Consider the following 19,579-nt stretch of genomic DNA (forward strand, 5'->3'; position numbering starts at 1 on the left):
GTCAAAACAGGATGTTTCACTTTCATATCCGAATTTGTCCGTTTCCTTTAATGATATATTTAGAAGAAGTCAGCGCTTTAAGGCCCATCGGCCCCCTTGCATGAAGCTTTTGCGTGCTGATGCCGATTTCGGCGCCGTAGCCGAATTCATAGCCGTCCGTAAAACGCGTGGAAGCATTGTGGTAAACTGCTGCAGCGTCAACAGACGTTAAGAAAAACCGGGCGTTTTCCTGATTTTCAGTCAGAATCGCTTCCGAATGACGTGTGCCGTACTGCCTGATGTGCCGGATGGCTTCAGCGATTCCGGCGACCGTTTTGATGCTGACAACCGGTGCAAGAAACTCGGTTTCCCAGTCGGTCTCGCGAGCAGGAACCGCAGATGGCAGCATCGCGCATACGGCTTCGTCTCCCCTGATTTCAACACCTGCTTCTTCAAGCTTTTGAAGCAGCGCTGTCGTATGCTCTTCCGCCCAGTCTTTATGGATAAGCACCGTTTCAATCGCATTGCAGACAGAAGGACGCTGCGTTTTGGCATTGATTACAACCTGCTCGGCCATGTCGGGCTTTGCCGATTCATCAATGAATATGTGACAGTTCCCCGCGCCTGTTTCAAGGACAGGCACTGTGGATTCCCGCACCACCATATCGATGAGGTTTTTCCCTCCTCGCGGAATCAGCACATCCAAGCCGTCGTTTAACGTGAACAGCTGTTGTGCCGCTTCCCTGCTTGTATCTTCAATGAGCTGAACGGCATCCTGCGGAAGCGCAGATTGTTCGAGCGCTTCTCTGATCACGCGGACGAGCGCTTGATTGCTGTTGATGGCTGATGAACTGCCCCGCAGGATGACGGCATTTCCCGTTTTCAAACAGAGGGTCGCAGCGTCGACCGTTACATTCGGCCGGGCCTCGTAGATCATGCCGACGACTCCGAGCGGCACCCTGACATTTTCAATGAAAAGCCCGTTGTCTTTGCGGATCGTTTCAAGCGTTTCCCCCACAGGATCTTCAAGCTTGATGAGCAGCATGACGGCGTCTGCTATATCATTCAGCCTCTCCGGCGTTAAGGCAAGGCGGTCAAGCAGCGCAGGTGAAACGCCTTTTTCTTTTCCGCGAGCGATATCTTTCTCGTTTGCTGCCAATATCTCATCTTGCTTAAAGCGGAGCGCCTCGGCGATGAAGGAAAGCGCCTCATTTTTCTTTTCAGTCGGCTGATGAATCAGTTCTTCTTTTGCAGCTTTAGCCTTTTTTGCTTTTTCAATCACTTCGCTCATTCTTTCATCCCCTTATTCTTTAATACTTACCCAATCATTTCGATGGATGACTTCTATCCCTTCTTCATGATGGAACTCATCGCTTCGTTTCCCTTTCACCTCTTCAAGCTCTGCTGCGGAGTACAGCGTTTGGCCTTTTCCGGCCAAGCCGCTCGGTCCGTAAACTTCGACAACCGCCCCTTTCGGAAAATCCCCGGATATTGCTGTTACGCCGGCCGGCAGCAAGCTGCCGCCATTTTCGGTAATCGCCAGCTCAGCCCCCTCATCAATGGTAATCTTCCCTGAGACAGGAGAATGAAAAGCGATCCACTGTCTATGATTGTTGACGGAAGACAAGTCGGATTGACCGATATAGGTGCCGTCCCCGTTTCCTTTTAAAATCTGAATCAGCTTATCATCTCCCTCTCCGGCGCCTATGAAAACATTGACGCCGAGTGAAAGAGCGGTTTTTGCCGCCAAAAGTTTCGACTTCATTCCGCCCGTCCCGACTTTTGAACCGGCGGAAGCGGCGCAGCCCAAAAGTTCGTCCGTAATTTCGGGAATGTAATCAAAACGGCGGGCATCAGGATGTTCATTCGGATTCGAGTCATAGAGGCCGTTAATATCCGTTAAAATGATGAGTTTGTCGGCATGAATCAGTCCGCTCACCAGGGCGGAAAGCATGTCATTGTCTCCAAACGTCAATTCTTCAACAGATACCGAATCATTTTCATTAATAATCGGGACAAGCCCCCGTTCAATCAGTTCCATTATGGTCGCATATGCATTTCGATACCGTTCCCGTTTGGCAAAATCGTTCCTCGTCAATAAGATTTGCGCAGGCTTGATATCGCGGTCTGCAAAATGCTCGATATATGTTTGCATTAACAAGCTCTGGCCGACGGCCGCTGCAGCCTGTTTCCCCTTTAGCGTGACAGGCCTCGCGGGATAGCCGAGCTGTAAAAATCCCGCAGCGACAGCGCCGGACGAAATAAAGATGACTTCGTGGCCTTCTTTTTTCAGAGCAGCGATCGCCCGAACATGGTCATTGATCTTCTCCTCATCGATGCTGCCTTTCGAGTTGGTTAATGAACTGCTTCCGATTTTAATGACAATCCGTTGTTTTTTCACGTTTTTTCCCTCCGAGATGATCTGGCAGAAGCCAACAAAAAAAGCCCTTTTCGTCCAAATAAAAAGGACGAAAAGAGCTTTCCGCGGTACCACCTTCATTGAATGCGCGAGAAATAAGCGCACTCCTCTTTCCCCTTTAACGCCAGGGTATGCGCCCAGGTTTTCCCCCTGAGACTCTGAGGCAGGTTCGGCAGGTTTCATGTGGTGAAATGTTTCAGCATGCCATTTCACTCTCTTTCACAGAAAGAACTGCTTACTGGCCCTCTTCAACGCTCGTGATTTTTTATTATTATGCCTAGGAAAAACGCCTCTGTCAAGAGGGAGATCAAACAATTTAATTGAAGACGATCGTCTTGTTTCCATGCACGATAATCCGGTCTTCCAAGTGCCATTTGACCGCTCGTGCCAAAACGCTTCTCTCAATCGTACGGCCGATGTTTTTCAATGCTTCCACATTGTCTCTGTGGTCGACCCGTTCGATATCCTGTTCGATGATCGGGCCTTCATCCAATTCGTTTGTCACATAATGCGATGTTGCCCCGATCAGTTTAACGCCTCTTTCATATGCCCGTTTATACGGATTTGCTCCGATAAAAGCCGGCAGGAAGGAGTGGTGAATATTAATGATTTTGTTCGGATGAGCCGAGACAAAATCAGGTGTTAAAATCTGCATGTAGCGGGCGAGAACGATGACATCTGCACGGTACTCTTCAAGCCATTTCAGCTGCTGTTTTTCCACTTCCTCACGGATGTCTTTGTTCGCTTTCATATAAAGGAACGGGATATTGAACGATTCAACGGTTTCTCTTGCCTCTTCATGATTGCTGATAACCGCTGCAATTTCCGCCATCAAATTGCCGCTCTGCCATTCCCATAGCAGTTCATGCAGGCAGTGAAGCTCTTTTGATACGAAGATCGCGACGCGTTTCAGCTCGCTCGCCAAATTCATGCTCCACGTCATTTGGAAGGACTCCGCCACAGCGGCAAACGCCGCTTTCATCTGTTCGATCTTTTCGCGGATGCCTTCGGCTTCAAACTCAATTCGCAGAAAGAACCGGCCTCCTTCGGGGTCTGTCGTATACTGGCTCGATTCAATAATATTCGCGCCGTTTTCAAATAAAAATGAAGATACGGCGGCAACGATTCCAGGCTGATCCGGACAGCTGACCAGAAGGCGGGCCTTATCGTTATTGATTTCCTGATATTGCGATAACTGCTGTTTCATATATGCATTCATTTTCGTAAAACCCTCTTTGCTTGTAATTCGTAAACTATCTTTTCATTATACTGGAGTTTATTGAAAAATCAATTTACGGACGCCCATTTGCCTTAAAGTGCCGGGCCGGACTCTAGCTTATCAGTTTCAGCCCGACGGCAGATCCCAAAATGAGCGCGATGAAAAAGATGCGCTTTCCGTCTTTCGGCTCTCCGTAAAACAGAATGCCGACAAGCGCTCCTCCAACCGTGCCGATCCCTGTCCAAACTGCATACGCCGTTCCCATCGGCAGCGTCTCCATCGCAAGGGAAAGCAAGAAAAACGAGGCGGCAAAACCGATGATCAACAAAAAGATCCATCTCATCCGCTTGTCTTTATGAAACTGGTTCATCATCGTCACGCCGAGCATTTCCAGCAAGCCGGCGGCGATGAGGCAGATCCATTCCATTATGACACCTCCCCTTTCTCTTCATTTGTTACAAGCTTCAAGCCGATCACGCCGCATAGCAAAACACCGATCAGAGCAAGCTTGGCGATATTTGCCGGCTCATGAAACAAGACGATTTCACAGACGACCGTTCCCGCCGTGCCGAGTCCGGTAAATACGGCATACACGGTTCCGACCGGCAGCTTCTCTCCCGCCTTCACCAGTATATAAAAGCTCATCACGACGGCCGCCGCCGTGCCGATCCATTCAAGAGCCGAATCAGCGTGTTTCAGCCCCATGACCCAGCCAATTTCAAACAAGGCCGCAAGTATGACACTGCCCCATCTCATCACAATCCCTCCAATTCATTTTCAGCAAAAGAAAAAACCCGGGTTATCGATGAAAACGATACTCCCGGGCTTTTATCCCTCCGTGTGCATATGAACAAATCATATGTGTTTTCTCTCGGACCAGACCACATCCGAATGCGCGGAACCCTAGAAAACTTTAACGCTATGAAGTTTGCTAATTAGCATCATACCAAATCATTCGAAAAAATCAACTGTTTTGCCTGCGGTACTCCCCTAAGCAGGCTTGGATATGCGCCTGGTGATAGCGGTTATGATCAGACATATGCCAGATTCCCCAGCGGATCGTCGCAAATCCTCCCTCATACGGAACCTTCTTCAGCAAGTCTGTTTCCGAAAAGCCTTTAACGGTGCGTTTCAACATCTTCAGCACCTCGTCATACCACTCGATTAACACGGATAAGGGTAAGCCTTTTACCTCCGCCAATCGTCCGTTTTCATCTGTCATCGGCCCGTATTTCTCTTCCAGCTCTATTGGAAATTCGCTTCCCTTCAGCCTGTATACCCAGCGAATATCGACATTGATTAAATGATAGATCAGCTGGGCGATGCTGTTTTTATCGCCATGCTCCCCCTTATATTCCAGCTCCTCCTGGCTGATGCCGGAGACGATTGATTTCAGCCGTTCGATGTTTTCATTGACCGCTGAAAAAAGCATCCCGACTGTCGGCGCCATCTCTTCAACTGGAGATAAATCTTTCAAAAACGGCATGACTTCACTCCTCTTGTTTAAAGATATTTTTCAGCAGCCCTTCATTTTCAGGAGCGAGGAAACTGAAACCATAGTAGGCAGCGACAGCCGATGCCGTTGTCCATACTGCGAGACTCCCCGTCATCCACAGCGCCGTTTGCCTGCGCTTGGCCCCAAAACCCATGCACATAAACGCGGTTAAGTGGGAGCCGATAAAGAAAGGTCCCACGAAAGAAAGGCCCGGGATGCCGTAGGTCAGCCATATTTTTTTCGCCCTGCTTTTCCTTTTTGAGAGCTTATCGGTCTCTGTTCCCCGCTCCCCGCGTCTTCTTTCAAGCCACGCCTTCACTTTGTCAATTAAAAAAATAAGCAGCAGTACGGTTAACAGATTTCCGAATAGTGCAATAATAGCTGACGGAACCGGTTTAAGCCCGGCAATGATCGCTAGCGGCACGACACCGATCACTTCAAACCACGGAATCGCAGCCAAAATAAAGACGAGTACATAGCCCCACATCGTATCCATATATCGGCCACCTTTCATGCTCTGATCATAAACGTTGTGATCGCCAAAAGGCAAGAGTCTTTACCTTAAAAAATATAATGCTCTTCAATATTTCATTCATAGTGAGCCGTATTTTTCGCACGCTTTGTCTCAATGAACATGACGAGCAACAGCCCGATATAGGGAATATAAGTTTCTGCCATCATGGCTCCGGCTGAATCCCACTTCATATACTGAAACAAAAAATGCGTTCCGGCTAAAAGCAGCGGCAATATGGACAAGGCTGCAGCTTTCAACCTGAAAGACAAAAGTACGATCACGAGAAACGACAGAGCCATAATCAGCCAGCGGCTTCCCCCGTCAAACGAAAGAACAGGTGTCCCGAATTGCCGGTCAATAAAAATAATCGCCAAAATCGGAAAAAACGTCAAAGCGGTGTACATCATCGTATACATGAAGGCCGTTTTCTTCCCTTTAAACGCTGAAACGCGGCCCAAGAGCGGTAACATAGCCGCTGCCAGCAAAATATAAAGCGGATAGCCTGCCAGTACATAGACCGAATAATTGAGGCTGTCGTTCACGGCGTCACTGAATATAAAATAGGATATCGCGCCGATCAAAATGGCAAACAACAACTTGGCGATCTCCCCCGGCCTTGATGAAAGCTCTTTTGACAGCGCTTGAACATATGACTTGGGAGAGTCACCAAAAATTTGCCGGACGGTTTTTCCTTCCTTTTCCCCTTCCAAGGCATGAACAGTCAGCTCATTCATGATCCCTTCAATTTCTTTGTCGCTTTTTCCTACAGACATTAAATACAATCTCATGTCGTCCAATACGTTTTGCATGTCCTTTGATAGCACGATTTCACTTCTCCTTCAGTTTTTTTTCGAGCAGCGCATTGACGTTCCCGGATAATGCTTCCCAACGTCCGATGAACGATTGGAGCTCCGCTTCGCCAAGGGGTGTAAGCCTGTAATATTTTCTCTTCGGGCCGCTCGCCGACCTTTTTAATTCGGTCTCCACCCATTTTTCCTTTTGCATGCGGAGGAGAATCGGATAGATGCTTCCTTCACTGATATCCGAAAAACCGTATCCCGCAAGCACCTTTGTCATTTCATAGCCGTATATCTCCCCTTCGGATATGACGGCAAGCAGACAACCTTCTAAAATCCCTTTCAGCATTTGCGTTGAACTCATAAGCCACCTCTTTTATGTATCTTGCAATACAAGATACAAGAATCATAACATACACTATTTTGCATTACAAGATACCTGAGCAAAAAAAAGCGGAGATCTCATGTCCGCTTTTTTTGTCATCCTTTCAGTGGGACCCGCAACCCTTGCAGTCTAGGAAGGCCAAGCATCGGAGCGGACTTTCACAGGATGTGATGACGGCGGCGTTCAGGCAGGACGCCTGAGCGGTTAGCCGCCGACCCTTCTCCTATTCGTGAGCACCGACTTAGCAGGCCTGACAACGAATGCGAGGGTTTGTCGACACGCTGAGCGGACATCCTCATGTCCGCTTTGCGTGTATTACTTCAGTTTTCCTGCGCCTGCCTGCGCTTCAACGATTGCCGGCACATTTTCTGCGTCGTCGATTTTTTCAAACAGCGTCGGCTTCCAGCCGGCCGTTTTTTTGATAGACGCATTGTTGGCTTTGTTGTATGTGCTGACAACGTCAATTTTTGCGACGCTTTTTTGGTCGTTTACGAGCGTATCTTTTTCATATAAAGCGTCACCTTTAAAGACCTTCATCAATTTTTGAGGCTTCGTTCCTTCCGGCAGGTCGAAGTAGTTGTCCTCAGCATAAATTTTTGAAGAATAGCCTACGCCCCATGAATAATTGTAGCTGTTTTTCGTGCTTTTAAAATAGTTGTTGTAGATGTGCACTTTTCCGTAGCGGACACGCGGCGCCCGCTCTTTAATATTTTCGTAGAGATTATGGTGGAATGTCACCCTTAAATGCCCGTTGTCTGCTTTGTAGCTGTCGCTTGATCCGATAATCGTGTTTTTAGCATGTCCTGAAAATATGCTGTAGGAGACCGTAATAAAATCCGACTGCTTTTTGATGTCCAGCAGTCCGTCATGATGCTGGAATTCGCGGCCGAAATATGTTTCGGTCAGTTCATCAGGCTGATCTCCGTCATTGAATGAGCAGTGGTCGATCCAAATATATTTGGACGTTTCAATCAAAATGTTGTCATATTCTGAATTCCAGTTTCCGCTGCTTCCGTCAGTCGGATCCCAGCCAGGAAAGAAATCGTACGCGTTTTCGAATTCGATATTGCGGATAATCACGTTTTCCGCGTTTTTGACATAAAAGCCTCCGCCGTTGATTTTCGCATCATCTCCGAGCCCGATAATCGTCGTGTTCGAACCGACTCTGATTAAGACCCGTTCCTTCTGATTGTCTTTCGAGCGGAGCCTTGCCTCTTCAAGCTTCCCTGACGGCTCCTTTCCCCCCCATTTCTTCGGATCATAAGCTTTGAGATACGCTTCGATCGAGTATTCAGGGTCTTTATAATCTTCATAGCCTAAAGGATTGTTGTCTTCATCAACACTAAGATTGATTGTTCCCTTCACATAGATGATCTTCGGCGTATCATTTTCGCCGTTCTTTTTGTTGTCTCCCCCTAATGCCTCAACAAGCTGCTTGCGGTTTTCGACCGTATATACCTGATCGGAAGAAGCGTCAGCACCTCCGGTCGTTCCTTTTCCGTAAGCGCCCCAGCCGTCTTTTGAGCCGAGAACGTCGCGTCCGTAGTCTGCCGCTTCGATTGGCACAGAAGTGCCGAGCAGCAGCAGGGCCCCCAAAATCATTACATTAAAAAATCTTTTCATCAATTGCACCTACCATCAAAATTTTTTCACAAAAACTAATATATGCTACAAAAATACAGAAAACAACATATTTTCCTCCTGTTTTTTGTGACACCATTTTCAACTTTTATGACATATGCCCCGTTTCATTTTACGGATGAAGAAAAGAACAGACTCTTAATATTTTTCCGAAATAACAAAAAAATAAAAAAATCGCCTATTCGGCGAAAATTAATGGTCTTGCCCCGGTTTATAAAGATAGGGATCATCGGTTAACGGGCTGCCGGGATCTTCCGTATCAATCATAAGTTCATTTTTTTCGTTCAGGGTGCCGAGTGTAATGGTTGGCAGCATCGCTTGCTCAATCCCTTGATCCTCTAATTTTTGAAACAGCCATTCTTTCGTTTTTTTCAAGTATTTTAAATTGTGTTCGATAATTTCACCGTCTAAAATGAGCGGAATCGGCACGAAATTCCGCTTCGTCTCCAAGCTGAGGTCCCGCGGCTGTACAGGCCTCGCTTCCGATTTGGGAATCACGCTGATCTGGCCCGATTCTTCAATCAGGGCGATGTCGATATCTTTCGGGTCGGCATAGCCTTTTTCGCGCAATTTGCCGAGCAGTTCATTGACGGTCAGCCGCTCTCTTTTTAATCCCCCTTCATCAATATTGCCGTTTCGAATCAGCACAGTCGGGCTGACGACAAGAAACCAGCGCCATTTATTGTGTAATGACAGCTTTTCAATCAACAAATAGAAGATCAGAAAAGTAAGTGCATAATAAATCGACATCGAAATTTTAGAAGTAAGAATCGGTTCGCTGATGATCGTTCCGATCGCAAATGTCAGCAAAAGATCGAAGTTCGTCATTTGCGAAACGGCTTTCTTCCCTGCGATTCGAAAAAGAATATAGGCTATAGAGAACACTAAAGCTGGCTTGGCTAAAAAAGTCCATACAAATTCAAGCATTCAACCAAAACTTCTTTCCGTTTTTTGTCATTTATTTTGAACAGATATTGGTTTGTGTATGCATGACACAGCAAAACCCCGGCAACTGATGCTTGAGCCGGGGTTTTGATCGTATGTTTACCAAGGTTTGTCTACAGCCAGCGCCTGAGCCAGCGCTTTGCTGTGTTTGCGGTGGTTTTTCCGTTCTTCAGCACGCTGACGGGCGGTCTGGTGCAGCATGATTTCTTCTTCAGACTGCGGTACAACTTGAGGAACGGCTTGAGGGTTGCCGTCTTGATCAAGCGCCACGAAGGTTAAAAAAGAAGTCGCCGCAAGCTTTCGTTCGCCTGTCAGCAAATGCTCTTTAATGACTTTGACGAATACCTCCATCGATGTTCTGCCAACCCATGTCACATAAGATTCAAGACAGACGGAATCTTCCTGGCGAATCGGTTCGAGAAAATCGACGGAATCCATGGAAGCCGTCACGGTTTCACACCTCGAGTGTCTCGCTGCCGAAATCGAGGCGATATCGTCGATATAGCTCATCAGCTTGCCGCCGAACAAGGTGTTGTGATTGTTCGTATCAAGCGGAAACACCCTGCTAGTTTTGACAACTTTTGATTCTTTGCAGTATCTTTTCTCAGGTCCATTCATCATCCATTACTCCTTTGATGTCTACTAAGATGCGTTTGTAAAGTGGATTTTTTCTTTATTAAACACTATTAGAATTCATTTGTCTAAACTTTTTTATCCGAGTAACTTGTCAGATTTTCTGGCTAAAATGTTTATTTCCCGCTGCGGGAAGGGAATAATGAAATGACTAAAGAGAGGACGGGGGAATGAAAATGGACTCAGCAATCTCGAAAAAAAACCGCGGCGCGGGCTGCACAAGCGAATACGATGTCTTAAAAAAAGTGGTATTATGCAGACCGGAGTATATGGAGATCGCCGAAGTGATCAACGAAACACAAAAGTATTTCCAAAAGGATAATATCGATAAAACGCTGGCCGTCCGCCAGCATGAAACATTGATAAAAGAATTGGAGAGCCGGGGGATTGAAGTCGCAATTCTGCCCGCTTTAAGCCAATTCCCGGAACAGGTCTTCACGCGCGATATCGGGTTTACGATCGGAGACACCGTGTTTTCCGCTCAGCTTTCAGCCGACATCCGCCAAGGCGAAGAAAACGTCCTCCAGGAATGGCTGGCAAAAGAACAGATCGCCTGGGCCACATTTAATGAAGGATATCAAATCGAGGGCGGCGACATCCTCGTCGACCAAAATACCGTATATGCCGGCATCAGCCACAGGACGACATTTTCGGCCGTCCAAGAGCTGAAGCGCAGGCTACCCTCATATGAAGTCGTACCGGTTCCGTTTGAAGAGACTTTTCTTCATTTGGACTGCGTCTTCAACATTCTTTCGCCGACAGAAGCGCTTGTCTATCCAAAAGCCCTGGGAGAAAGAGAATACGATGTCTTGAAAAAACGCTATGAGATGATCGAAATTACGGATGATGAACAGTTCAGACTCGGCACAAACGTCTTGTCCATCGGCAATAAAACCGTCATCAGCCTCCCGGATAACCGCCACGTAAATCAGGAGCTCAGAAAAAGGGGCTATACGGTCATCGAGATCGACTTATCCGAAATCATAAAATCCGGCGGGTCTTTCAGATGCTGTACATTGCCGATTGAGCGTAGCTGTAAGTAAAAAGAGCCTCCGAATGAAGGCTCTTTTTTTACGCTTTTCTTTTTAACTTTTGCATACTGCCAAAGTATAAGAAGAGCTTATCAAACACTAGAAGGTACATATTCACAAAAATAAATCCCGTTAAAGCGATCAATACCGCAGGAACAATTTTGAACAAAATTTTGATTGCCGGGTTTCTGAGACGACCGGTATATATTGCTTTTAAAAGAAGCACATACAAAATTGGCAAAATTAAAAAGCACTGTTGGCAAGGATATATTAGAAGGAATATTGATGGTAGGCATAAGCATTATTCCTATAAATACCGCAACTAAAATGCCGATATTTTTCAGACCCCTGTTTATTCTAAAAGGTTTAAACAACGTTTTGCTTGAAGCTGTTAAAAGCCTTTTATAATATGGATGAATCTCTTCTGCCGTAAGCCAGCTATCTATTTCGAAAAAGCGGTAATTCTTTGGTTTTATAGGAGACTTTGCGGCAAGATCCTTTATTTGGGAGCGCTTAAACTCGTACTCGCTCATTTTGTACCCGTCAAGCATTAATGAGTAGGCTTCCACTTCAGAAAAAGAGTCAAGATCTGTCCGGACTTTTGAAAGCAGATTTTGAACTTCTTCGTTGACACCGTATGTGTGGTAAGGCCCTTTAAACGAGCAGCCTTGTCTTTCTTGATTTTTGATCGGGATCGAGTCAATTGACAGCCGCTTTTTCAAGTGCAACAATGCTGTCGTGCGATGGTATTTTTTCATATGGCCTGAAATCTGTTTTTCCCTCACCAGATCGGCGAGAATGCTGGCGCTTCGCCCCACCACTCCAGGGATATACGTAGACGGTTCTTTTTCATTTTCCATTTGTTTAGATGCATCACTAATAATAAAATGAGTGCACTTAGGTCTCTCACTCAACAGAGTACTAATCCCTTGGTTATCATGAACACCCCCATCAGCAAGCTGCACCCGAATGCCTTCCTCATAAAGATCACTGATGGCAAGGGGGACAAAGACTCCAGGGACGCTGGCTGAAGCAGCAACAGCATGGCCCAGCCTGAAACAACTATGCTTGCACGGTCCGCGTTTCCGTTTATTTTGTTCTTCACACCGTGAATCACAGTTACTTATACATAAGTCTTGATAGGATTTGACACGTTCTAATTTGAAATTTCCATCAACAAATAAAAGACTTTTATCTCTTTCGATTTCCCCCATTCCCGAATTGGTAAATACCCAATTATGGCCGTTATTTAAAACAGTGGCATTCATCAATAACTTGGGGATTTTCGCATTTTTTATAGTCGTGTTTATTGTTAAATCGTGCATGTAGACACATCGCTTGCATTCGCAAAACGCACCCACTGGTTTGAACATGAATTTTTCAAAAAGTTCGCCTGCATAGTCGCTGCGCGAGTAGTTTGGTAAACACATTTTCAAGTTTTTCAAAGGGTTAATAAAGGTGCGAAGTCTGATGTTGTACTGGACTGCTCTGAGAAAATCGTTTTGTATCTCGGCCATCATATTTTGATAATCTTCATCTTTTACTTCAGATCCTTTTTTACTTTCATACAGCTTTTTTAAACGCAGGTAGTACAGCGTACCGATGATTGACCCTCCTGAAACTGTTGAAATCACGTCAACGTGACGAAGCAGGCCTATATCAGCCATCCTTGACAAAACTCCAATATGAAAAAATCCGGCGCGAAATCCTCCGCCGGATAGAGCCAACCCCAGTTTATACGTCTTATCTTCCAGCATCCTCATGTCTCCTTTTTGATTGTTATTATTCTTATAGAGAGCACGAATTATGCTGGGATCTGCTTCACCTCGCCTGCAGTGTCACCTTCAGGCCGTCGTCCTCTTTTCTCACGTCTCCGTCATACAGATGGCAGGCGACAAAATGACCGTCATCGGCTTCTTTTAAGAGTGGTTTTTTGGCGGCGCAAATGTCCGTCGCGGCGGGACACCTCGTTCTGAACACGCAGCCGCTCGGCGGATCGATCGGACTTGGCAGCTCGCCTTTCAGTATGATTCGTTTCCGCTTATCTTCCACATCCGGATCGGGAATCGGGATAGCCGATAAAAGCGCCTGGGTGTAAGGATGCAGCGGTTCTTGATAAAGCCGGCCGCTGTCGGTGATCTCGACCATGTGCCCGAGATACATGACGCCGATCCGGTCGCTGATGTGCTTCACCATGGAAAGATCGTGGGCGATAAATAAAAACGTGAGCCCTTTTTCCTTTTGCAGCTTTTTCAAAAGGTTGACGACTTGCGCCTGGACGGAGACATCAAGTGCCGATATCGGCTCATCAGCGACGATAAATTCAGGTTCAAGCGCAAGCGCCCTGGCGATGCCGATTCTTTGCCTCTGTCCGCCGCTGAACTCATGGGGATAGCGATTGGCAAAGCTTTTGTGCAGGCCGACTGCTTCCAGAAGCTCGTCCGCTTTTTCAAGACGCGCCTTTTTCCCTCCGTACAGGCCGTGGATTTCCATGGGCTCTGTCATAATATCCCTGACCGTTAGCCGCGGATTTAGTGAGGCATACGGATCTTGAAAAATCATTTGAATTTTGCGGTTGTACTGGAATGATTCATCATCGCTCAAATGGTGGATGTTTTTCCCCCGATATGTAACTTCACCTTCTGTCGGCTGATAAAGGCGCATCAGCACCCTTCCGGAAGTCGACTTGCCGCAGCCCGATTCTCCAACGAGCCCGAACGTCTCTCCTTCTTTAATATCAAATGAAATGCCGTCGACCGCTTTGACCGTTTTGCCCCTTCCTGCGTCAAAGTGCATTTTCAGACGGCTGACTTTCAATAAAGCGCCGGTTTGCATGCCAATCCCCCCGTTTGAATTAAAAATAGCGCCTGATGGCACACAGCTCTTTTTCATAAATTGTGCCTTTAAGAGGTATGACCTCAATCGATTTTCCCGTTTTTGGTGAGTGAAGCATCTCTCCGTTTCCGCAGTAAATGCCGACATGGTGAACCCGCCCTTTGCCTTCTTCATATGCGAAAAACAGTAGATCGCCCCGCTTCGGGCTGCTGAAGGACACCTCTTTTCCGCCGTTCGCCTGATCGCCGGCATCGCGCGGCGCTGAGAGGCCGTTCGCCTTCAGCATATTGAAAACAAATCCTGAGCAGTCGTAGCCAAAACCGCTCATTCCTCCCCAAAGATAGGGCAGGTTCAAAAACGCCTCACCGGTTTGAACGATGTCGTCTCCACTGCCTTTTACAGGTGTTTCGATATCCGCATCTTCTTTTTTCAGCCATCTGCGGCCGAGCGGTGTATCAACCTCAAACCAGATACCGTCCGAAGACAAAACGGGCAGCTTAGTGAGAAAGCTCAGCTCAAGAACTTTCATTTTCTTGTCATCATATAGAAAAGCCGTCGGTTTTTGAATGACGGCGCTTGTCTCAGACTTCGCCGGGCTTTTTTCGACCAGGCAATCCTTTGGTATCCAGCCCGGGTAGCCGCGTTCGTCTTTTGCAGACGGCTGCCCGGGAATGATGACGAACGCCCAGTCTTCCCGCTCTTTTATAAGCTGCACATCTTCTCCGAAAAGCACCTGTGTTTGAACAAGGTTTGCCGTACACAGCTCAAGACGATCATCGAAGGACAATGTGTCAAGCCAGCTTCTTACATGTACGGGATTTGACATCATCAACCGGTCAATGCGGCGCGGTGCTTCCGGACTGGTCCAGACATTGGCGACCGAGACGGCTGTCGTATAAAGGCTCATTCGTCTTCCCCCTCTCAATGGTTGACTTTCGTGATACCGAGTCCTGGAGCATCCGGTATCGTGATCGTTCCTGCATGATAGCGGATGCCACCTTCAACAATATCCTCTTTCAGCATGAGCGGCGCATCAAAATCAAATTTTGTCACATTTTTCTGGCTTGCTGCGAAGTGGACGGCTGCTGTGATGCCGACCCTTGTCTCGATCATGCTTCCGGCCATGCATTCCACTCCGCATGCTTCTGCCATGGCGTTGATCTTCAGCGCCTGGCGGATGCCGCCCGCTTTCATCAGTTTAATATTGATGAGATCGGCGCTTCTCGTTTTCAGCACGTGAAAAGCATCCCTTGGGGTAAACACGCTTTCGTCCGCCATAATTGGCGTATCGACGGCATCTGTCACCTGTTTCAAGCCTTCGAGATCGCACCGGTGGACCGGCTGTTCGACAAGCTCGATCGAAAGCCCCTCATCCTCCATTTTCCGAATCGCTTTGACAGCCTGTTTCGCCGTCCAGCCTTGATTGGCGTCCACGCGGATCCGGACAGCGGACCCCGCTTGTTTGCGGATTTCCCTGATTCGTTCGAGGTCTGTTGCCATGTCGTTTTTTCCTACTTTAATTTTGAGCGTACGAAACCCTTCTTTTACATAACGGGCCGCGTCTTTCCCCATTTCTTCCGGGTCATTGACGCTGACGGTAAAATCCGTCTCGATCTCCCGCCTGTATCCACCCAGCAATTGATACAGGGGAAGACCGCAAAGCTGAGCCAAGCAATCGTAGACGGCTGTTTCTACAGCGGCCTTTGCGCTTGTATTTCCAACAATTAGCTTGTCGATATCATGAAATATCGCCTCCGCCATTCGCAAGTTGCGCCCGGAGAGCGCCGGTGCGAATATCGTGTTGACTGCCCCCTCAATACTGTCAAGCGTCTCACCGGTAATAACGGCTGTCGGAGGCGCTTCGCCCCAGCCTGTCATCCCGTTTTCAGCCGTTAGTTTGACAATGACGGCTTCCGCGGTGCGGACGGTTCGAAGCGCCGTTTTAAACGGCTTTTTTAGCGGCACGGCGATGCGGTTTGTCGTCATTTCGGCAATCTTCATGGCAGCCTCCTTTTTCCATCAAGAAATTCCCGGATCGATAGTAAGCTGTTTTTTGTCGGCGTCAAGGACGGCTTGCACCCCCACCGGAACGGCGATATTCGGTGAACAATGGCCGATGTTAAAGCCTGATAGCGCCGGTTTTCCTGCAGCGGCGATATAATCTTGGAAAACTTCTTTTAATGTAAGTGACTCACCGCGTTTTTTCGGGGTGCAGTTATGAAAATCGCACAGCAGGATGCCGGCGGCGTCCGATAATTTCCCGGCCATTTTCAATTGATTCAGCATCCGGTCGATTCGGTAAGGCTCTTCATCGACATCCTCGATAAACAAAAGCTTTCCTTTCGTATCGATTTCATAAGGCGTACCGAGCGTCGTCACCAGAAGAGCAAGGTTTCCGCCGACGAGCTCCCCTTTCGCCGCACCGTTTCCGAGCGTTTCCAAAGGCGACAGCTCCTCTGTATAGGTGAGCGTCATTTTTTGAAACAGCTGCCGGAAGGAGCGCCGGGTGAGCGGATGCACGTCTTCTTTGCCGATGTCCGAACTGAGCATCGGACCGTGAAATGTAATAAGTCCGGTGTTTTGCCTGATCGCTGTATGTAAAAAAGTGATATCTGAATAGCCCCAAAAAATTTTCGGGCGGCTTTTGATAAGACGGTAGTCAATTTTCTCGGCAATCCGCGCCGTGCCATAACCTCCGCAGGCACAGATGACAGCTTTGACCGAACGGTCTTCAAACATGTCGTGCAGATCCGCCAGGCGCTCTTCATCGCTCCCCGCCAAATAGCCGTGTCTTTCAGCGGCCGAGCGTCCCACTTTGACTTCAAGCCCGAGCTCTTTTAAAAACCGGACGGCGCGGTCAAGCTTTTCGGGGACTGGCGGACTGGCCGGCGCAATCACACCGACCGTATCTCCCTGCATTAATCTTTGAGGCGCAATATTCAACTGAGACATCCCCCTTTATGAAAAGTCCGCCCGCCTCTGTGCGCTAGCGTGCACAAAGAAAGTGGCAGACGGACAAGTTTGATCATGACGTTTTTTCGGCCCATTTCAGTTCAATATAGCCGACCGGATGACGGACGATGCCTTTCACATTCTCCTTTTCCAAATGGACTTGATTGTAGTAGTGGATCGGTATGATCGGCATCCCTTCAAACAGCAGTTCTTCAGCCTGATGCAGCAGCTCTGTGCGCTTTTCTTCATCAGCTTCATTTTTCGCCGCCTTGATCAGCTCGTCATACTCTGAATTGCTCCAGCCGGTTCTGTTCATTGCGTTGCCCGTTTGAAAGCTTTCCAGGAAGTTGATCGGGTCCGCATAATCAGCCAGAAAAGAGCTTTGGGAAAATTGAAATTTGAGCGCCTTCTGTTCTTCAAGGAATGTGTTCCATTCCATATTGGCGAGCTTCACATCGACGCCGAGCGTACTTTTCAGCTTCTGCTGAATCGCTTCCGCCATTTTTTTATGCTCCGGTTTTGTGCTGTATGTCAGCGTAACGGCGGGCAGCTTTTCGTAGTTTTCTTCCTTCATGCCTTTTTCGAGCAGCTGCTTCGCTTCATCGGCGTCATATTTGAGCAAATCGCCGCCTTCCTCGCGAAAATCCTTGCCGTTCGGCCCTTTGATTCCCGGAGACACAAACCCGCGGGCCGGTTTTTCACCGTTTTTTGTGACATAATCGACGATTTCCTGCTGATCGACGGCCATCGCAAACGCTTTTCTGATCTTTTCATTCTGGAACGGTTCTTTATTGACATTGAACCTGTAATAGTAAAGACCTGCCTGATCGAACACCTTCACCTCGTCAGAACCCATCAGCTTCTCGCTCATTTCAGCCGGGACATAAGCCGTATCAAGCTCATTCGACTCGAACATTTGGTAGTCGGTATTTCTGTCATCGACCATCGCCCATGTCACTTTATCAAGCTTCACAGTATCCCGGTCCCAATACGTATCGCTCTTTACCATCGTAAAGCTTTCATCATGCTTCCATTCTGTCAGTTTAAACGGACCGTTGCCGACGAATGTAGCAGCTTCTTCATGCCATTTCGGATTTTTTTCGGCGATTTTCTGAGGAACCGGGAAAAAAGCCGGATTGGCTACAATGCTTAAAAACGACTGCTGCGGACTTTCGAGCGTCACCTTAAGCGTTTTTTCATCCTCCGCTTTGACTTTGACATCATCTTTCGCACCTTTTCCGCTGTTAAAGGCCTCGCCGCCTTCGATAAAGTAGCCTAAAAACGCGGCTGAGGAGCCCGTTTTCGGATCGAGCAGACGCTTCCACGCATATTCAAAGTCCCCAGCGGTTAAAGGGTCTCCGTTCGACCATTTGGCATCATCACGGATTGTAAAAGTATATGTTTTCCCATCGTCGGAAATGTTCCACTTTTCGGCGGACGCCGCTTCCGGTTCATGGTCTGCGCCAAGCCTAGTCAAACCTTCCATCAGATTGTTCAGCGCCTGCCATGAGACATTATTAAAGCCGATCGGCGGATCGAAAGATGTCGGTTCATTTTCATTGTTCAGCCTCAGGACCTGTTCTCCAGCCGTTTCTTTCGCTTTCTTCTTCGTTTCCTGCCCAGCCTGTTCATTTGCCGTACATCCGAACAGCAGAATGACCGCAAATGCGGCAGCCAATACGCTCGCTAGCCTTTTCATCAAATCCCCCCATTAAAAATCGATTTCATGATTATGTCGTCAGTAGAGCCCGTTTCGCCCTTTCATCCTGAAGCCAGCAGCACACACGATGCCCCGCCGAGACTTCTGCAACGGCAGGATAAACCCTGCTGCACACTTCCATTGCATAGGAACAGCGCGCCGTAAACGGACACCCTTCAGGCGGAGAAAACAAGTCCGGCGGCGTCCCGTCAATCGGAACGAGATCCGCACCTTCGAGGTCAAGCCTCGGAACAGAATGCAGCAAGCCTTTTGTATACGGGTGCTGCGGACGGTAAAAAATATCCCTCCTCGCTCCCGTTTCCGCTATTTTCCCGGCGTACATCACGGCGATTCTGTCCGCCGTCTGTGCGACTACGCCTAAATCATGGGTGATTAAAATGATGGATACACCGGTTTTCCGCTGAATGTCTTTAAACAGCTCAAGAATTTGCGCCTGAATGGTAACATCAAGCGCGGTCGTCGGTTCATCCGCAATCAGAATCTCCGGTTCGCAGATGAGCGCCATGGCGATCACGATCCGCTGCCTCATCCCGCCGCTGAATTGATGCGGATACTGCCTCAAACGCTCTTGCGGATTCGGAATCCCGACGAGCTCAAGCATCGAAATGACCGCTTTTCGAGCGTCTGTTTTAGATACGGGCCGATGTTCCAACAGCGCTTCTGTGAGCTGGTCTCCGACGGTCAAGGTCGGATTCAGGGCCGTCATCGGATCCTGGAAGATCATTGAGATTTCGGCCCCTCTGATCTTTCTCATCTCTTTTTCGGACAGATGGCGCAAGTCTTTTCCCTTAAAGCGGACCGCACCGTCTGTGATCGTTGCCGAAAACTTCGGCAAAAGCCGCATAATGCTTTGCGATGTCACGCTTTTTCCGCATCCCGACTCGCCGACAATCGCAAACGTCTCCCCCTCATATAACTCAAAGCTCACACCGCGGACGGCTTTAACCGTGCCGCCGTATGTCGTAAATGAAACATGCAGATTCTCGACTTCCAATACTTTTTTCCGCAAAATAC

The 19,579-nt window shown here is 48.0% G+C and carries 20 protein-coding genes, 1 riboswitch and 1 other annotated feature; of the genes, 1 reads left to right on the forward strand and 19 read right to left on the reverse strand.

Annotated elements, in window-relative coordinates:
* Nucleotides 1-22: 22 nt before the first annotated feature.
* From QMZ64_RS07680 to QMZ64_RS07735, 12 genes are all read right to left on the reverse strand, one after another.
* Nucleotides 23-1,270 carry a glutamate-5-semialdehyde dehydrogenase gene (locus QMZ64_RS07680; RefSeq protein ID WP_265627225.1) on the reverse strand — a complete coding sequence of 416 codons (1,248 nt, stop codon included), beginning with the start codon at nt 1,268-1,270 and terminating at the stop codon, nt 23-25.
* A 12-nt stretch (nt 1,271-1,282) separates the two neighbouring features.
* Nucleotides 1,283-2,380 (reverse strand): glutamate 5-kinase, encoded by a 1,098-nt coding sequence (proB, locus tag QMZ64_RS07685; RefSeq protein WP_243939928.1) that lies wholly within the window; start codon nt 2,378-2,380, stop codon nt 1,283-1,285.
* A gap of 60 nt (nt 2,381-2,440) precedes the next feature.
* Nucleotides 2,441-2,659: a binding site (T-box leader), on the reverse strand.
* Between the two features lie 55 nt (nt 2,660-2,714).
* On the reverse strand, nt 2,715-3,617 hold the full coding sequence (purU, locus tag QMZ64_RS07690) for a formyltetrahydrofolate deformylase (RefSeq protein ID WP_265627226.1): 903 nt from the start codon (nt 3,615-3,617) through the stop codon (nt 2,715-2,717).
* 112 nt (nt 3,618-3,729) lie between these two features.
* The gene (locus QMZ64_RS07695) at nt 3,730-4,044 is read right to left on the reverse strand and encodes a DMT family transporter (protein ID WP_165426808.1); all 315 of its coding nucleotides are present in this window, start codon (nt 4,042-4,044) and stop codon (nt 3,730-3,732) included.
* Nucleotides 4,044-4,373: a DMT family transporter gene (locus QMZ64_RS07700; protein WP_165426807.1), complete on the reverse strand. Its 330-nt coding sequence runs from the start codon at nt 4,371-4,373 to the stop codon at nt 4,044-4,046. Before QMZ64_RS07700 ends, QMZ64_RS07695 begins: the two co-directional genes overlap by 1 nt.
* Before the next feature lie 59 nt (nt 4,374-4,432).
* Nucleotides 4,433-4,535, reverse strand: a riboswitch (guanidine-I (ykkC/yxkD leader).
* Between the two features lie 46 nt (nt 4,536-4,581).
* Complete coding sequence (locus QMZ64_RS07705; RefSeq protein ID WP_265627227.1) at nt 4,582-5,103, reverse strand: DinB family protein; 522 nt, start codon at nt 5,101-5,103, stop codon at nt 4,582-4,584.
* Nucleotides 5,104-5,107: 4 nt separating this feature from the next.
* Nucleotides 5,108-5,608, reverse strand: a complete 501-nt coding sequence (locus tag QMZ64_RS07710; RefSeq protein ID WP_243939922.1) for a small multi-drug export protein — start codon at nt 5,606-5,608, stop codon at nt 5,108-5,110.
* A 92-nt stretch (nt 5,609-5,700) separates the two neighbouring features.
* Nucleotides 5,701-6,450, reverse strand: a complete 750-nt coding sequence (locus QMZ64_RS07715; protein ID WP_265627228.1) for a DUF1129 domain-containing protein — start codon at nt 6,448-6,450, stop codon at nt 5,701-5,703.
* A gap of 4 nt (nt 6,451-6,454) precedes the next feature.
* Entirely contained in the window at nt 6,455-6,787 is a 333-nt protein-coding gene (locus QMZ64_RS07720; protein WP_265627229.1) for a PadR family transcriptional regulator, read from the reverse strand.
* Nucleotides 6,788-7,123: 336 nt separating this feature from the next.
* Nucleotides 7,124-8,431, reverse strand: a complete 1,308-nt coding sequence (locus QMZ64_RS07725) for a pectate lyase family protein (RefSeq protein ID WP_301441223.1) — start codon at nt 8,429-8,431, stop codon at nt 7,124-7,126.
* 210 nt (nt 8,432-8,641) lie between these two features.
* The gene (locus QMZ64_RS07730; RefSeq protein ID WP_165426802.1) at nt 8,642-9,376 is read right to left on the reverse strand and encodes a DUF421 domain-containing protein; all 735 of its coding nucleotides are present in this window, start codon (nt 9,374-9,376) and stop codon (nt 8,642-8,644) included.
* A 117-nt stretch (nt 9,377-9,493) separates the two neighbouring features.
* Complete coding sequence (locus tag QMZ64_RS07735; RefSeq protein WP_023856769.1) at nt 9,494-10,012, reverse strand: acyl-CoA thioesterase; 519 nt, start codon at nt 10,010-10,012, stop codon at nt 9,494-9,496.
* 191 nt (nt 10,013-10,203) lie between these two features.
* Between QMZ64_RS07735 and QMZ64_RS07740 the strand changes: the two genes are divergently transcribed.
* The gene (locus QMZ64_RS07740; protein ID WP_265627231.1) at nt 10,204-11,070 is read left to right on the forward strand and encodes a dimethylarginine dimethylaminohydrolase family protein; all 867 of its coding nucleotides are present in this window, start codon (nt 10,204-10,206) and stop codon (nt 11,068-11,070) included.
* Between the two features lie 80 nt (nt 11,071-11,150).
* Here QMZ64_RS07740 and QMZ64_RS07745 read toward each other — a convergent pair whose 3' ends face one another.
* The 7 genes from QMZ64_RS07745 to QMZ64_RS07775 form a co-directional block, all read right to left on the reverse strand.
* Nucleotides 11,151-12,815, reverse strand: a complete 1,665-nt coding sequence (locus QMZ64_RS07745; RefSeq protein ID WP_265627232.1) for a patatin-like phospholipase family protein — start codon at nt 12,813-12,815, stop codon at nt 11,151-11,153.
* 64 nt (nt 12,816-12,879) lie between these two features.
* The gene (locus tag QMZ64_RS07750; RefSeq protein WP_265627233.1) at nt 12,880-13,893 is read right to left on the reverse strand and encodes an ABC transporter ATP-binding protein; all 1,014 of its coding nucleotides are present in this window, start codon (nt 13,891-13,893) and stop codon (nt 12,880-12,882) included.
* A 19-nt stretch (nt 13,894-13,912) separates the two neighbouring features.
* Nucleotides 13,913-14,800: a C40 family peptidase gene (locus tag QMZ64_RS07755; protein ID WP_265627234.1), complete on the reverse strand. Its 888-nt coding sequence runs from the start codon at nt 14,798-14,800 to the stop codon at nt 13,913-13,915.
* A gap of 14 nt (nt 14,801-14,814) precedes the next feature.
* On the reverse strand, nt 14,815-15,894 hold the full coding sequence (locus tag QMZ64_RS07760; protein WP_265627235.1) for a mandelate racemase/muconate lactonizing enzyme family protein: 1,080 nt from the start codon (nt 15,892-15,894) through the stop codon (nt 14,815-14,817).
* Between the two features lie 18 nt (nt 15,895-15,912).
* Nucleotides 15,913-16,845 carry a S66 peptidase family protein gene (locus QMZ64_RS07765; RefSeq protein ID WP_265627236.1) on the reverse strand — a complete coding sequence of 311 codons (933 nt, stop codon included), beginning with the start codon at nt 16,843-16,845 and terminating at the stop codon, nt 15,913-15,915.
* A gap of 73 nt (nt 16,846-16,918) precedes the next feature.
* Nucleotides 16,919-18,544, reverse strand: a complete 1,626-nt coding sequence (locus QMZ64_RS07770) for a peptide ABC transporter substrate-binding protein (protein WP_265627237.1) — start codon at nt 18,542-18,544, stop codon at nt 16,919-16,921.
* 31 nt (nt 18,545-18,575) lie between these two features.
* Nucleotides 18,576-19,574: an ABC transporter ATP-binding protein gene (locus QMZ64_RS07775; RefSeq protein WP_301441224.1), complete on the reverse strand. Its 999-nt coding sequence runs from the start codon at nt 19,572-19,574 to the stop codon at nt 18,576-18,578.
* Nucleotides 19,575-19,579 lie beyond the last annotated feature (5 nt).

Source organism: Bacillus sp. LB7 (assembly GCF_030449715.1).
Taxonomy (GTDB): domain Bacteria; phylum Bacillota; class Bacilli; order Bacillales; family Bacillaceae; genus Bacillus; species Bacillus paralicheniformis.